The organism is Sphingomonas lenta, assembly GCF_002288825.1.
Lineage (GTDB): Bacteria > Pseudomonadota > Alphaproteobacteria > Sphingomonadales > Sphingomonadaceae > Sphingomonas > Sphingomonas lenta.
Genome location: NZ_NSLI01000003.1, coordinates 332,649 through 346,239, shown reverse-complemented (window position 1 = coordinate 346,239; position 13,591 = coordinate 332,649). Strand labels below are relative to the sequence as shown.

The following is a 13,591-nucleotide window of genomic DNA, read 5'->3' as shown; positions in this document are numbered from 1 at the left end:
TCTCGGGTCCTAGAAGCGCAAGGCGCGCAGGTGGTCGAAGCTCGCGCGCACGTCGGGGAAGAAGGGTGCGGGCGCGCGGTCGTTCTCGACGAAGAAGTGCCGCACGCCGGCCGTGTCGTTGAGCGCGAAGATGCCCGCGAAGTCGATAGCGCCCGCGCCCACGCTCGTCATCGAGCCGTCGGGCCGGCGGTCCTTGACGTGGTAGGCGAAGATCTGCCCCGGCAGCCGCCGGATGAGCGCGATCGGGTCCTGCCCCGCGTGCACCGCCCAGTACAGGTCGAGCTCGATCTTGACGACCGCCGGGTCGCGCTCGCCGAGCAGCACGTCGAACAGGCTGCGCTCGCCCACGCGCTCCGTGAACTCGAAATCGTGGTTGTGGTAGGCGAAGCCCAGCCCCGCCTTGGCCGCGTACGCGCCGAAGCGGTTGAGGTCCGCCACGACGCCCGGCCAGCGCGCGGGCGTGCGCAGCGCCGCGTCCATATAGGGGACGACCAGCGTGCGCGCGCCCAGCGTCCGCGCCATGGCCACCGCACGGTCGGGCGCGGTCGCCATGGCCTCGTAGCCGACATGGATCGACGGCGCGGTCAGCCCGACCTTGTCCATCCGCGCGCGCAGGCGGGCGTGATCCATCGCCTCGTACCCGCCGCCGCCGAACTCAACCTCGCGATAGCCGATCCCGGCCACCCGCTCGAGCGTGCCGAGCGGGTCCTTCGCGAAGGGTTCGCGCAGCGTGTAGAGCTGGAGCCCGACACGCCCGAGGCGCTTCTTGGCCCCTTGCGCGAGAGCGGCGCCCGCCGCGCACGCGGCCGCGCCCGCCAACACCCCCCGCCTGGTGATCATATGCGTCGTCATCCCGAATAGACCCGATTGACCTCGGCGTATGGGTGCGCGCCGTCGTAGCGGCCGGGCACCGGTACGTAGACGCGCTCCTGCGTGATGCCGATTTCCGAGGTGTAGTAGCCGGTGATCACCAGCTGCCGCAGCGCTTCGAAGAACTTGGCGCCCGCGCCTGGCACCTGGTCGTTCATCGACAGCGTGAGCAGCGCGTCCTGTTGCGCAGGGCTGGCCTGCGCCGCCGCGACCCGGAAGTCGGCGCGCGAGCGCGCGTCCAGCGCGTCGAGCCCCGCCAGGATCGGCGTCTTCTCGCCCGGCAGCGCCCAGTCGGCGAGCAGCTTCTCGATATAGGCCGGCACGCCCGCGGCGATCGCGCCCGGCGTGTCGGTCGTGGGGATGATCCGCTCGGATAAGGCGGTCACCAACGCGCGCTGCGGACCCGCGAACACGGGCGCGGACGGCGCCTCCATCGCGCCGGCCGCGGCGGGCGCGGTCTGCGCCAGCGCGCGCCCGATCGGCGCGAACAGATTGGCCCCGAACATCGCGGCGACGCCCTTCAGCGCGTCACGCCGATCTATCATCCTTCCTCTCCCGCCGTCATGCCCGGTCGATCTCCCTGTAAGCCGCGACCAGCCGGGCCTCCCCGGCCGGCCCGGCGACCGAGTTGCCGTGCTCCATGCCGATCACGCCCTTGTACCCGCGGCCCTTGAGCCAGCGAACGACCGCGCCGTAGTTGATCTCGCCCGTGCCCGGCTCCTTGCGGCCCGGATTGTCGCCGAATTGCAGATAGGCGATCTCGTCCCAGGCGGCTTCCAGCGTCCTGAGGAGGTTACCCGCCTGGATCTGCTCGTGATAGACGTCGGCCAGCACCTTGACCGACGGGCTCCCCACCGCCTTGGCGATCGCATAGCCCTGCGCGACCGTGCGCAGGAACACGCCCGGATGGTCGGTCAGCGTGTTCAGCGGCTCCATCACCATCACGATCCCGTGCGGCTCCATGATGTCCGCCGCGCGGCGCATCGCCTCCGTCACGCGCGCCGTCTGGATGGGCTCGGGCACGCGGCCGTCCATGAAGCCGGGTACGATCGTCGTCCAACGGGCGTTCAGCCGCTTCGCCACCTCGACGGCCGACCGGATGTCGGCGAGGAACGCGTCGCGGTCGGCGTCGTCCCGGCCGCCCAGCACGGGCCGCCGCTCGCCCCATTGCGGCATACTGGCCACGAACACGCCCATCGTCATGCCGCGCCGCGCGAGCAGCCGCGCCATCGCCTCCTGCTCCGCTACGGGCCGCTTGCGCGCTTCGTTGTCCTCCCAGGCGCGGAAGCCCTGGTCCGCGGCGTAGGCGATCTGGTCGAGCACCGACGCGCCGCGGCTCGCGAAGCTGCCCTGGTGCGGCGCATAGTTGAGCGAGAAGGTGCGCGCCTGCTGCGCCGCGCCGCACGCCGCGACGCCGGCGGCTCCCGCCGCTCCCAGCACCGCGCGCCGCGTCAGCCTCATCCAGCCACCCTCCCCCGGGTCGTCCGACCCCGCGCCATCCCGCCGCGACCGCCGACCCGCTCGACGCTTTACAACCCGGCGGACGAAACATAGCAAGTGGTTTGTATGAGAAATGAAGGGGGAGGAGCCGAGCGGGAGCGGCCGGTCCGTCTGGCGATGCTGGGCGGGGGCGCGGGCGCGTTCATCGGACCCGTCCACCGCCTCGCCGCCGCCATCGCGAGCCGGCTGGAGCTGGTGGGCGGCGTGTTCTCCTCCGACCCCGAGCGCTCGCGCGAGGCGGGCCGCACGCTCGGCCTGGCGGCGGAGCGCGTGCACGGCGACCTGGACGCGCTCGTCGCCGCGGAATCGGCGCTGCCGCCGGACGAGCGCGTCGAGCTCGTCGCGATCGTCACCCCCAACCACCTCCACTACGACGCCGCGGTCCGCGCGCTGGAGGCGGGGTTCCACGTCGTCTGCGACAAGCCGCCCACCCTGTCGCTTGGCCAAGCGCGGGACCTGGCCGGGCGCGTGGCGCGGACCGGGCGGACCTACGCGCTCACCTATACCTATCTCGGCTACCCGCTCGTGCAGGAGGCGCGCGCGCGCGTGGCGGCCGGGGCGCTCGGCCCGATCCGGCGCGTGGTGGTCGAGTATCTGCAGGGCTGGCTCTCGCGGCCTGAGGAGCTGGGCGGCAACGCGCAGGCGGCGTGGCGGACCGACCCGGCGCGCGCAGGCATTAGCGGCTGCTTCGCCGATATCGGCGTGCACGCGCAGAGCCTCGTCCGGTTCATCACCGGCGAACCGATCGTCGAGGTCGCGGCCGAGCTCGTCACGCATGTCCCCGGCCGCAGGCTCGACGACGACGGCGCGGCGCTGTTCCGGCTGGCGGGCGGCGGACGCGGCACGGTGACCGCGAGCCAGGTCTGCGTGGGCGAGGCGAACGGCCTGTCGATCCGCGTCTACGGCGAGCGCGGCTCGCTCACCTGGCGCCAAGAGAACCCGAACGAGCTATGGTTCGGCTGGCCCGACCGCCCGACCGAGCGCGTGATCGCGGGCATGGCCAGCCTGTCGGACGCGGCGCGGCGCTACACGCGCACGCCGCCCGGCCACCCGGAAGGCTATCTGGAGGCGTTCGCCAACATCTACGCCGACACGGCCGCGCGCATCCGCGATCCTCACGCCCCCGCCCCGCCAGGCATCGAGCTGGGCGTGGCGAGCATGGCGTTCCTGGAGGCGGTGGTGGCGAGCAGCGGGGCGGGCGGACGCTGGACGGAGGTGGCGGGATGAAGGGACCGGGCGTCTTCCTGGCGCAGTTCATGGGCGACGCGGCGCCGTTCGATACGCTGGCGTCCGCGGCGCGCTGGATGGCGGAGGCGGGTTATGTCGGCGTGCAGATCCCGACCTGGGACCCGCGCTGCATCGACTTGGCCCGTGCGGCCGAGAGCCAGGACTACTGCGACGAGATCAAGGGCGTCTGCGCGGAGGCCGGCGTCGAGATCACCGAGCTGTCGACGCACCTCCAGGGCCAGCTCGTCGCCGTCCACCCGGCCTATGACGCCGCGTTCGACGGCTTCGCGCCGCCGGAGGTGCGCGGCCGCCCCGACGCGCGGCGTGAATGGGCGGAGGAACAGCTGCGCCACGCCGCCCGGGCGAGCCGTCGCCTGGGGCTGGACGCGCACGCCACCTTCTCCGGCGCGCTGATGTGGCCCTTCGTCTATCCCTGGCCGCAGCGCCCGGCGGGGCTGATCGAGGAGAGCTTCGCCGAGCTCGGACGCCGCTGGCGGCCGATCCTGGACGCGTTCGACGAGGCGGGCGTCGACCTCTGTTACGAGATCCACCCCGGCGAGGACCTGCACGACGGCGTGACGTTCGAGCGTTTTCTCCAGGAGGTCGGCGGCCACCCTCGCGCCAACATCCTCTACGACCCCAGCCATTACGTGCTGCAGGCGCTCGACTATCTCCGGTTCATCGACATCTATCACGAGCGCATCCGCATGTTCCACGTCAAGGACGCGGAGCTCAACCCGACAGGGCGTTCGGGCGTCTATGGCGGCTATCAGGACTGGATCGACCGCCCCGGCCGCTTCCGCTCGCTGGGCGACGGGCAGGTCGACTTCCGCGGCATCTTCTCCAAGCTGACGCAGTACGGCTACCGGGGCTGGGCGGTGCTCGAATGGGAGTGCTGCCTCAAGCACCCGGAGGACGGCGCACGCGAGGGCGCGCCCTTCATCCGCCGCCACATGATCCGCCGGCCGGAACGCGCCTTCGACGACTTCGCCGCGGGCAGCGATCCCGGACTCAACCGCCGGCTTCTCGGCCTGGACCAGCAGGAGGACCGCCCATGACGCGCACCATCCGACCGGGGCGCCTATTCGTCGTCTCCGCGCTGGCGCTGTTCACCGCCGGGCTCGCCGCGTCGCTTCGCGCGGCGACGGCGTCGTCGGTCAAGGCGGAGCTGCTCGACCCCGTAGCACCGCTCGAGGCCGCGACGCTCGCCGCCTCCGCACTGGGCGCGAGCTTCTTAGGATTCGCGCTCACGCTCTTCCTGGCGAGCACCTTCCTCGACTTCCTCACCATGCGCCGCGGCCTCACCTTCGCGGCGCTCGCCTTTGTCGCGGGCACCGCGCTGACGCTCGCCTCCGCGACCGTCGGGCCGGACCTACGCTACCCGGTGCTCTGGAGCGGCATGGGCCTGCAGGGCGTCGGCTGGGGCTTTACGGAGGCGACGATCAACCCGCTCGTCATGGCGCTCTACCCCGCCGACAAGACGGGGCGCATGAACATCCTCCACGCCTGGTGGCCGGCGGGCATCATCGCGGGCGGCTTAAGCGGCCTCGCCATCACCGCCGCGGCGCTGCCCTGGGAGCTGGCGATCGCGGTGATCGCGCTTCCCGCGCTCGTGTTCGGCGCGATGGCGTGGCGCGAGCCCTTCCCCGCCACCGAGCACGCGCAGGCGGGCGTTCCCTTCGCGGACATGCTGCGCGAAGTCGCGCGCCGGCCCACCTTCCTCGTCTGGGTCGCGACCATGTTCATGACCGCCGCGACCGAGCTCGCGCCCGGCCAGTGGGTCGACCTGGCGCTGAGCCGCGTGGTCGGCATGCGCGGCATCCTGCTCCTCGTCTATGTCAGCGCGCTCATGTTCGTCGCGCGCCACTTCGCCGGCCCGCTCGCGCATCGCCTGTCGGCGGTGGGGCTGCTCTGGGTCTCGTCCGCGCTCGCCGCCGTCGGGCTGTTCGCGCTGTCGCGCGCCGACAGCCCGGTGACCGCCATGGTCGCAGCCACGCTCTGGGGCGCCGGCGTGTGCTTCATGTGGCCCACCATGATCGCCGCCGTGTCGGAGCGCTACCCGCGCGGCGGCACCTTCTTCGTCGGGCTGATGGGCACGGCGGGCGCGCTGGCGATCAGCCTCGTCCTGCCCCGCCTCGGCGCGATCTACGACCGAGCGCGGACGGAGGCGCTGACCGGCGGCGCGGACGAGCGCACGGCCGACGTCGCCGCCGCCACCCAATCGTTCCAGGCGGTGGCGCTGATCCCGCTCGTGCTCTTGGTGGTGTTCGCCGCGATCTGGCTCGCCGAGCGCCGCCGCGTATCCCACCCCGATAGGAGTGCCGTCGATGTTGCGTAGCCTGTTCGCCGCCGCCCTGGCCCTCGCCGTGGCGAGCCCCGCCGCCGCCCAGTCCCGCCCGCCCCAGTTCGGCGGCTGCGTGGCGTGCCACTCGATCACCCCCGACAAACGGCCGGGCGTCGGCCCCGGCCTGCACGGCGTCGTCGGCCGCCGCGCGGGGTCGCTGCCCAACTACAAATACTCGCCCGCGCTCGCCAAGTACGGCAAGACCTGGGACCGCGCGACGCTGATCGCCTTCCTCACCAACCCCAAGGGCACCGTTCCCGGCAACAAGATGGCCTGGCCCGCGCAGAAGCCGCAGGCCGCCGCCGCCATCGCCGACTATCTGGCGGGCCTGAAATGATGCTGCTCACGGCCCCGCTGCTCATGCTTGTGCAGGCGGGCATGAAGCCGGAGGACACGGAGCGCTGGTCGCCCGTGCCCCCCGCCGTGGAGGCGCCGGAGGGCCGCCCGCCGTCCGACGCCGTGGTACTGTTCGACGGCCGCTCGCTCGCCGGCTGGGTCGGCGCCGACGGCGGCCCGGCCAAGTGGACCGTCCAGAACGGTGCGATGCGCGTGACGCCCAAGACGGGCGACATCGCCTCGAGGGAGCGGTTCGGCGACGTGCAGCTCCACGTCGAATGGCGCACGCCCACTTCGGACAAGGAAGGCCAGGCGCGCAGCAACAGCGGCGTGTTCCTGATGGGGCTGTACGAGGTGCAGGTGCTCGATTCGTATCGGGCCAAGACGTACGTGAACGGGCAGGCGGCCTCGCTCTACAAGCAGCACGCCCCTCTCGTGAACGCGTCGCGCCCGCCCGGCAGCTGGCAGAGCTACGACATCGTGTTCCGCGCGCCGCGTTTCGACGGCGACCGGCTCGTGCGACCGGCGCGCGTCACCGTGTTCCACAACGGCGTGCTGGTGCAGCATGACGCCGAGCTCGCCGGGCCGACGGTCTATATCGGCAAGCCGGAGTACAAGCCGCACGCCGCCGCGCTGCCGATCACGCTCCAGGACCATGGCGACCTGATCGAGTACCGCAACATCTGGGCGCGCCGGCTGCGCTGACGCAGCTCAGTTCTGCGGGACCGCCTGTACGTCGGGCAGCGCGCGCGTCGGCTTCGCGCCCCAGAGCGCGTAAAACAGGATGTAGAGCTCGCACGCGGCGGTCAGCAGGAACGACGGTTGCAGGCCGTAGCGGTCGGCGAGCCAGCCCTGCACCACCACCAGCGCGCCGCCCGCGATCGCCATGATGAGCAGGCCCGACCCTTCTTCGGTGAGCGGGCCCAAGCCGCGGATGCCGAGGGTGAAGATGGTCGGGAACATGATGGAGTGGAAGAGCCCGACCAGGATCAGCGACCACATGGCCACCGGGCCGGTGGTGAACACCGTGGCCAGCATCACGACGAACGCGCCCACCGAGAAGGCGGCGAGCACCGTTTCCGCGGGAATCTTCTGCATGAGCGCGCTGCCGACGAAGCGACCAACCATCATCCCGCCCCAGAGCAGGAACAGGTAGTTGGACGCCTGCTGGTTGGTGAGGTTGCCGATGTCGGGCTGGCTGACGAAGTTCACGAACAAATTGCCCACCCCGATTTCCGCGATGAGGTAGATGAAGATGGCGGGGACGCCGAACACCAGGTTGCGGTGCCTCCAGAGCGAGTGGCGCTTGCGCTCCTCGCGCGCGACCCGGCTGGTCGCCTGGCCCATGGCGGGCAGCGGGAAGCGCGCGATCACGACCGCGAGCCCGACCAGCACCGCGGCTACGATCAGATAGGGCAGGATCACCGATTGCGCGTCCGCCAGCCGCTCGGCCGGGGTCAACACGCGCCCTGCCTCCGCCGTGCCGCCCGCGGTACGCCCGAGGATCAGGTAGCCGCCGAACAGCGGCGCCAGCGTGGTGCCGAGCGAGTTGAACGCCTGCACCAAGTTGAGCCGCGACGACGCGGTCTCGGGCGGGCCAACGACCGCGACGTAAGGATTGGCCGCGACCTGGAGCAGCGTGATGCCGCTGGCGATCACGAACAGCGCGGTGAGCGTCACCTCGAAGGACGGGATGCGCGCCGCAGGTACCATGCCCAGCGCGCCCGCGGCCATGACGAGCAGGCCGACCACCATCGACTTCTGATAGCCGATCCGCTCGATCAGCTTGGCGGACGGGATGGAGGCGAAGAAATAGGCGATGAACCACACGCTCTCGATCAGCGTCGTCTGCGTGTAGTTGAGGTCGAACACGCTCCGGAGATGCGGCAGCAGCGTCCCGTTAATGACGGTGATGAAGCCCCACATGAAGAAGAGGCTGGCGAGCAGCGTCAGCGCGGGGCCGTAATTGGAGCCGGACGCGGCGGGACGCGTCCCGTCGGCTGGGGCGGTCCCGATCGGTCCGGCCATATGTCTCCCCTCCCCGTCGCTGCGCCCGAGATCGGCGTTGTGCCCTGCTTTTTGTCTGACTATATGCCGGTCCCTGGCGCGTCAACGCCGCGCCCGGGGATGGAACGATGATCGAGAAGACGAAGGCGCCAGGCAAGCTCCGTTCGCGCGCCTGGTTCGACAATCCGGACAATGTCGACATGACCGCGCTCTACCTGGAGCGCTACCTCAACTTCGGGCTGTCGCTCGAAGAGCTGCGCTCCGGCAAGCCGATCATCGGCATCGCCCAGACCGGCTCCGACCTCAGCCCCTGCAACCGCCACCACCTGGTGCTCGCCGAGCGCGTGCGCGAGGGCATCCGCGAAGCCGGCGGCATCCCGTTCGAGTTCCCCGTCCACCCCATCCAGGAGACGGGCAAGCGCCCCACCGCGGGGCTCGACCGCAACCTCGCCTATTTGGGGCTGGTGGAGGTGCTCTACGGCTATCCGCTCGACGGCGTGGTGCTGACGATCGGCTGCGACAAGGTGACGCCCGCCTGCCTCATGGCGGCGGCGACGGTGAACATCCCCGCGGTAGCACTCTCGGTCGGCCCCATGCTCAACGGCTGGCACAAGGGCGAGCGGACGGGGTCGGGCACGATCGTGTGGCGCGCGCGCGAGCTGCTGGCGACGGGCGAGATCGACGAGCTGGGCTTCATCAAGCTGGTGGCGAGCTCCGCGCCGTCGACCGGCTATTGCAACACCATGGGCACGGCGACGACGATGAACTCGCTGACCGAAGCCTTGGGCATGTCGCTGCCCGGCTCCGCCGCGATCCCCGCGCCGTACCGCGACCGGCAGCAGGTCGCCTATGAGACGGGCCGCCGCATCGTCAAGATGGTGCACGAGGACCTGAAGCCGTCCGACATCCTGACGCGCGACGCGTTCCTGAACGCGATCGTGGTGAACAGCGCGATCGGCGGCTCCACCAACGCGCCCATCCACCTGGCCGCGATCGCGCGCCACGTCGGCGCCGAGCTGTCGATCGACGACTGGCAGCGCCACGGCCACCATGTGCCGCTGCTCGTCAACCTCCAGCCCGCGGGCGAGTATCTGGGCGAGGACTATTACCGCGCGGGCGGGGTGCCGGCGGTCGTCGCCGAGCTGATGCGCCAGGGGCTGATCCGCGAGGACGCGCTGACCGTCAACGGCCGCACGATCGGCGACAATTGCCGGAACGCCGTGATCGAGGACGAGCGCGTGATCCGGCCCTTCGCCGAGCCGTTAAAGGAGGAGGCCGGGTTCATCGTGCTCCGCGGCAACCTGTTCGACTCGGCGATCATGAAGACCAGCGTGATCTCCGCGGAGTTCCGCGAACGCTATCTCTGCAACCCGGACGACCCGGACGCCTTCGAGGGACCGGCGGTCGTCTTCGACGGGCCGGAGGACTACCACGCGCGCATCGACGACCCGTCGCTCGACATCACGCCGGAAACGCTGATGTTCATGCGCGGCGCGGGGCCGATCGGCTATCCGGGCGCGGCGGAGGTCGTGAACATGCGCCCGCCCGCCTATCTGATCCGCGAGGGCGTGCACGCGCTGCCCTGCATCGGCGACGGCCGTCAGTCGGGCACCAGCGGCTCGCCGTCGATCCTGAACGCGTCGCCGGAAGCCGCGGCGATGGGCGGCCTGGCGCTGATCCGCACGGGCGACCGGGTGCGCATCGACCTGAAGCGCGGCACGGCGGACGTGCTCATTTCCGACGAGGAGCTGGCCGAGCGCCGCCGCGCGCTCGCCGAGGCGGGCGGCTATCGCTACCCCAAGTCGCAGACGCCCTGGCAGGCGATCCAGCGCTCGCTGGTCGGGCAGCTGGAGACGGGGGCGATCCTGGAGGGGGCGGAGCAGTTCCAGCGGCTGGCGCAGGAAGCCGGGCTGCCGCGGGACAATCACTGAGCTTCAAGGGCGCTTCGCTCTTACAGCGCCAGCTCCGTGTCGATCAGCGCCAGCCTGACGAGCTCGGTCATCGCGGCGCGGGCGGCGGCGCGGTCGCCGTCGGCGATGGCGTCGTAGATGGCGCGGTGGTCGGGGATGGGATCGCGCGGCAGCTTGCGCTTGCGCTGCTTGAAGCGCGTGGTCCAGCTGATCGCCGCGCCGATCGAGCTCGACAGCGTCGTCAGCGCCGCATTGCCCGTCGCCTCCAGGATGGCGTGGTGGAACATGCGGTCGGCGGCGCGGCCCTCCTCCGTCGCCAGGCCGTAGCGCTCCATGTCGCCCAGCGCGTGGCCCATGCGGGCGAGGTCGCGCCCCGTGCGCCGTTCGGCGGCGAGCTCGGCGGCGGCGGGTTCGACCACCATGCGCAGCTCGAACAGGTCGCGGATGAAATCGCGGCTCGGCTCGGCGGTGAAGGTCCAGGCGAGCACGTCGGGGTCGAGCAAATTCCAGCGGCTCCGCTCCGTGATCCGCGTGCCCGTCTTGGGCCGGCTCTCAAGGAGTCCCTTGGCGGCGAGGATGCGGACCGCCTCGCGGTACGCGGTGCGCGACACCCGGAGCCGTTCGGAGAACTCGACCTCGCCCGACAGCACGTCGCCGGGTTGGTAGCGGCCCGTCACGATGGCGACGCCCAGATCCTCGGCGATGGAGCCGTGGATCCGCTTGCCCGCGGGCGGCTTGTCCGAACGCGCCACGCGCCCCTCCCCTTTCGTCGCGGACGCTAGGCCGCCGGCACGCCCCTTGTCGAGAGCGGGGCCGCCCCGCGCGTTCAGAGCGCGCGGACCGTGACGGGCGCGGACTCGGCGACGGCGACGGGGTTCCTGAGCGGCAGCGCGAAGGGCTCGGCCTCGATCTCGAAGACGTCGCCGGGCTCGGTCCGGACGCCGTCGCTGAACGACAGGGTGGCGGTGCCGAAGAAGTGGACGTGGACGTCGCCCGGCCGGCGGAACAGTGCGTATTTGAAGTGGTGGTGCTCGAGATTGGCGAGGCTGTGGCTCATGTTCGCCTCGCCCGACAGGAAGGGCTTCTCCCACAGGGTCGCGCCGCCGCGCAGGATGCGGCTCGCGCCGCGCACGTCGGCGGGCAGGTCGCCCACCAGCAGCTCGGGGCCGATCGCCGCCTCCCGCAGCTTGGAATGCGCGAGCCACAGGTAGTTGCCGCGCTCGACGACGTGGTCGGAGAATTCGTTGGCGAGCGCGAAGCCGAGCCGCACGGGCGCGCCGTCGCGGTCGATCAGATATATGCCCGCGATCTCCGGCTCCTCGCCCGCGTCCGACGCGAATGCGGGCGCGGCGAGCGGCGCGCCCGGCGCCACGAGCTGCGAGCCGTCGCCCTTGTAGAACCATTCGGGCTGCGCGCCGACGGCGCCGGGCGCGGGCTTGCCGCCCTCCACGCCCATGAGGAACATGCGCATCGAGTCGGTCGGCGCGCCCGCGGCGGCCGCGTCGCGATGCATCTTGTCGCGGCCCTCCGCCGAGCCGAGATGCGTGAGCCCCGTGCCCGTCAGCCAGAGATGCGCGGGATCGGGATGGTCGACGGGCGGCAGCAGCGCGACCTCGGAGAGGTCGACGGGTCCGCCCAGCCCCTGCCGCGCGACCGCGCCGGCCAGGTCGAGACCCGCCTCCAGCGCGCGCTCGGCGAGCGTCAGCACGGAGGCGACGCCCTCCACGCGCCGGGCCGCGCGGTCGTCGCCCAGCGCCGCGACGCCGCGCGCGCCGTCCGCGTCGCGGAACTGGACGAGCGACAGCCGGCTCATGCGCCCCGCCACTCGCCGTCGACGCGGCGCGGCAGGCCCCAAGGGTTCGCGTCGCGGAGCGCGGGCGGGAGCAGGCCGTCGGGCAGGCCCTGGTAGCAGACGGGGCGCAGGAAGCGCTGCATCGCCAGCGTGCCGACCGACGTGGTGCGCCCGTCGCTGGTGGCGGGGAAAGGCCCGCCATGCACCATCGCGTGCGCGACCTCGACGCCCGTGGGCCAGCCGTTGGCGAGGATGCGCCCCGCCTTGCGTTGAAGAAGCGGCACGAGCGGCGCCGCCAGCGGCTCGTCCGCCGGGTCGAGGTGGAGCGTGGCGGTGAGCTGGCCCTCGACCTCCGCCAGAACGCGCGCGATCTCGTCCAGGTCGCGGCAGGCGACGACGACCGACGAGGAGCCGAACACCTCGTGGCCGAGCGCCTGGTCGCCCAGGAAACCCGCCGCGTCCGTCCGGAACAGCGCGCCCGACGCCTGGTCCTGGCCCTCGCCGACGCAGCCCCTGGCGACGAGCTCCACGGCGGCGTGCCGCTCCAGCGCCTCCACGCCCTGCTCATAGGCCTGGCGGATGCCCGGGGTGAGCATGCGCTGCGGCTGCGCGGCGGCCAGCGCGTCGGCGGCGGCGCGGACGAAGCGGTCGAGCGCGGGGCCCGCCACGGCGAGCACCAGCCCCGGATTGGTGCAGAACTGCCCCGCCCCCATCGTCAGCGACTGGACGAACGCCGGCCCTAGCGCCTCCGCGCGCGCCTTCAGCGCGGCGGGCAGCAGGATCACGGGGTTGATGCTGCTCATCTCGGCGTAGACGGGAATGGGCTCGGGCCGCGCCGCCGCGATGCGCATCAGCGCGAGCCCGCCTCCCCGCGACCCGGTGAAGCCCACCGCCTTGATCCGCGGATCGGCGACGAGCGCGCCGCCCAGCTCGTTCGTCTCGCCCGGCAGGAAGGAGAAGACGCCCTCGTGCAGCCCCGCCTGCGCGACCGCGTGCCGGACGGCGCGCGCGACGAGCTCGCCCGTGCCCGGATGCGCGGGGTGGCCTTTGACCACGACGGGGCAGCCCGCCGCCAGCGCGGAGGCGGTGTCGCCGCCCGCGGTCGAAAAGGCGAGCGGGAAGTTGCTGGCGCCGAACACCGCCACCGGCCCCAGCGCGACGTTGCGGCGGCGCAGGTCCGGGCGCGGCAGCGGCTGGCGGTCGGGCATGGCGGGATCGATCGTCGCGTCCGCCCAGTCGCCGCGGCGGAGCATTTCGGCGAAGAGGCGGAGCTGGCCGGTGGTCCGCCCCCGCTCGCCCTCCAGCCGCGCGCGCGGCAGGCCCGTTTCGGCCATCGCGCGCTCGATCAGCGCGTCGCCGATCTCGCCGATCGCATCCGCCACCCCCTCCAGGAACGCCGCGCGCGCGGCCGGATCGGTTTCGGAGAAGCCGGGGAACGCCGCCTCGGCGAGCGCGCAGGCCCGCGCCGCCTCGTCCGGCCCCGCGGAGCTGAAACCGGTGTCGCCGCCGGGCGCCGAAAAGCGCCGCTCGGTCCACGCCTCGCCCGCCCCGATCAGCATCGCACCGTTGACCTGCATGCGGTTCACCTCTTCTACTCGGACAAAT

At 72.0% G+C, this 13,591-nt stretch carries 13 protein-coding genes; 6 read left to right on the top strand and 7 right to left on the bottom strand.

Annotated features, from left to right (window positions below; translation table 11 throughout):
- Nucleotides 1-9: 9 nt before the first annotated feature.
- The 3 genes from CKY28_RS08940 to CKY28_RS08930 are packed head-to-tail and all read right to left on the bottom strand — an operon-like array spanning nt 10 to nt 2,331.
- Nucleotides 10-852, bottom strand: coding sequence for a sugar phosphate isomerase/epimerase family protein (locus CKY28_RS08940; protein WP_245841738.1), 843 nt, complete (start codon nt 850-852; stop codon nt 10-12).
- Entirely contained in the window at nt 849-1,415 is a 567-nt protein-coding gene (locus CKY28_RS08935) for a gluconate 2-dehydrogenase subunit 3 family protein (protein WP_095997994.1), read from the bottom strand. The genes CKY28_RS08940 and CKY28_RS08935 overlap by 4 nt, the downstream gene beginning before the upstream one ends.
- Before the next feature lie 16 nt (nt 1,416-1,431).
- Nucleotides 1,432-2,331: a hydroxypyruvate isomerase family protein gene (locus tag CKY28_RS08930; RefSeq protein WP_095997993.1), complete on the bottom strand. Its 900-nt coding sequence runs from the start codon at nt 2,329-2,331 to the stop codon at nt 1,432-1,434.
- Between the two features lie 105 nt (nt 2,332-2,436).
- Between CKY28_RS08930 and CKY28_RS08925 the strand changes: the two genes are divergently transcribed.
- The 5 genes from CKY28_RS08925 to CKY28_RS08905 are packed head-to-tail and all read left to right on the top strand — an operon-like array spanning nt 2,437 to nt 6,982.
- Nucleotides 2,437-3,597, top strand: a complete 1,161-nt coding sequence (locus tag CKY28_RS08925) for a Gfo/Idh/MocA family protein (protein ID WP_217989575.1) — start codon at nt 2,437-2,439, stop codon at nt 3,595-3,597.
- Nucleotides 3,594-4,655 (top strand): sugar phosphate isomerase/epimerase family protein, encoded by a 1,062-nt coding sequence (locus CKY28_RS08920; protein ID WP_095997991.1) that lies wholly within the window; start codon nt 3,594-3,596, stop codon nt 4,653-4,655. The genes CKY28_RS08925 and CKY28_RS08920 overlap by 4 nt, the downstream gene beginning before the upstream one ends.
- Complete coding sequence (locus CKY28_RS08915; RefSeq protein WP_095997990.1) at nt 4,652-5,935, top strand: MFS transporter; 1,284 nt, start codon at nt 4,652-4,654, stop codon at nt 5,933-5,935. The genes CKY28_RS08920 and CKY28_RS08915 overlap by 4 nt, the downstream gene beginning before the upstream one ends.
- On the top strand, nt 5,925-6,278 hold the full coding sequence (locus tag CKY28_RS08910) for a c-type cytochrome (RefSeq protein WP_095997989.1): 354 nt from the start codon (nt 5,925-5,927) through the stop codon (nt 6,276-6,278). The genes CKY28_RS08915 and CKY28_RS08910 overlap by 11 nt, the downstream gene beginning before the upstream one ends.
- Entirely contained in the window at nt 6,275-6,982 is a 708-nt protein-coding gene (locus tag CKY28_RS08905) for a 3-keto-disaccharide hydrolase (protein WP_095997988.1), read from the top strand. The genes CKY28_RS08910 and CKY28_RS08905 overlap by 4 nt, the downstream gene beginning before the upstream one ends.
- Nucleotides 6,983-6,988: 6 nt before the next feature.
- Here the strand turns inward: CKY28_RS08905 and CKY28_RS08900 are convergent, their stop codons facing one another.
- Nucleotides 6,989-8,305, bottom strand: coding sequence for a sugar MFS transporter (locus CKY28_RS08900; RefSeq protein ID WP_095997987.1), 1,317 nt, complete (start codon nt 8,303-8,305; stop codon nt 6,989-6,991).
- Nucleotides 8,306-8,412: 107 nt separating this feature from the next.
- Between CKY28_RS08900 and CKY28_RS08895 the strand changes: the two genes are divergently transcribed.
- Nucleotides 8,413-10,215: an IlvD/Edd family dehydratase gene (locus CKY28_RS08895; RefSeq protein ID WP_095997986.1), complete on the top strand. Its 1,803-nt coding sequence runs from the start codon at nt 8,413-8,415 to the stop codon at nt 10,213-10,215.
- Nucleotides 10,216-10,235: 20 nt separating this feature from the next.
- Here the strand turns inward: CKY28_RS08895 and CKY28_RS08890 are convergent, their stop codons facing one another.
- The 3 genes from CKY28_RS08890 to CKY28_RS08880 all read right to left on the bottom strand — a co-directional run bounded on the left by CKY28_RS08890 (nt 10,236) and on the right by CKY28_RS08880 (nt 13,563).
- The gene (locus CKY28_RS08890) at nt 10,236-10,946 is read right to left on the bottom strand and encodes a FadR/GntR family transcriptional regulator (protein ID WP_095997985.1); all 711 of its coding nucleotides are present in this window, start codon (nt 10,944-10,946) and stop codon (nt 10,236-10,238) included.
- 74 nt (nt 10,947-11,020) lie between these two features.
- Nucleotides 11,021-12,007, bottom strand: a complete 987-nt coding sequence (araD1, locus tag CKY28_RS08885) for an AraD1 family protein (RefSeq protein ID WP_095998572.1) — start codon at nt 12,005-12,007, stop codon at nt 11,021-11,023.
- Nucleotides 12,004-13,563, bottom strand: a complete 1,560-nt coding sequence (locus CKY28_RS08880) for an aldehyde dehydrogenase (NADP(+)) (protein ID WP_095997984.1) — start codon at nt 13,561-13,563, stop codon at nt 12,004-12,006. The genes araD1 and CKY28_RS08880 overlap by 4 nt, the downstream gene beginning before the upstream one ends.
- Nucleotides 13,564-13,591: the final 28 nt, after the last annotated feature.

Bases quoted from the DNA above. Each gene is read 5' to 3' on its own strand.
- araD1 (WP_095998572.1), bottom strand. From the start codon at position 12,007: ATGAGCCGGCTGTCGCTCGTCCAGTTCCGCGACGCGGACGGCGCGCGC.
- CKY28_RS08935 (WP_095997994.1), bottom strand. From the start codon at position 1,415: ATGATAGATCGGCGTGACGCGCTGAAGGGCGTCGCCGCGATGTTCGGG.
- CKY28_RS08905 (WP_095997988.1), top strand. From the start codon at position 6,275: ATGATGCTGCTCACGGCCCCGCTGCTCATGCTTGTGCAGGCGGGCATG.
- CKY28_RS08910 (WP_095997989.1), top strand. From the start codon at position 5,925: ATGTTGCGTAGCCTGTTCGCCGCCGCCCTGGCCCTCGCCGTGGCGAGC.
- CKY28_RS08895 (WP_095997986.1), top strand. From the start codon at position 8,413: ATGATCGAGAAGACGAAGGCGCCAGGCAAGCTCCGTTCGCGCGCCTGG.
- CKY28_RS08920 (WP_095997991.1), top strand. From the start codon at position 3,594: ATGAAGGGACCGGGCGTCTTCCTGGCGCAGTTCATGGGCGACGCGGCG.
- CKY28_RS08940 (WP_245841738.1), bottom strand. From the start codon at position 852: ATGACGACGCATATGATCACCAGGCGGGGGGTGTTGGCGGGCGCGGCC.
- CKY28_RS08900 (WP_095997987.1), bottom strand. From the start codon at position 8,305: ATGGCCGGACCGATCGGGACCGCCCCAGCCGACGGGACGCGTCCCGCC.
- CKY28_RS08880 (WP_095997984.1), bottom strand. From the start codon at position 13,563: ATGCAGGTCAACGGTGCGATGCTGATCGGGGCGGGCGAGGCGTGGACC.
- CKY28_RS08925 (WP_217989575.1), top strand. From the start codon at position 2,437: ATGAGAAATGAAGGGGGAGGAGCCGAGCGGGAGCGGCCGGTCCGTCTG.
- CKY28_RS08915 (WP_095997990.1), top strand. From the start codon at position 4,652: ATGACGCGCACCATCCGACCGGGGCGCCTATTCGTCGTCTCCGCGCTG.
- CKY28_RS08930 (WP_095997993.1), bottom strand. From the start codon at position 2,331: ATGAGGCTGACGCGGCGCGCGGTGCTGGGAGCGGCGGGAGCCGCCGGC.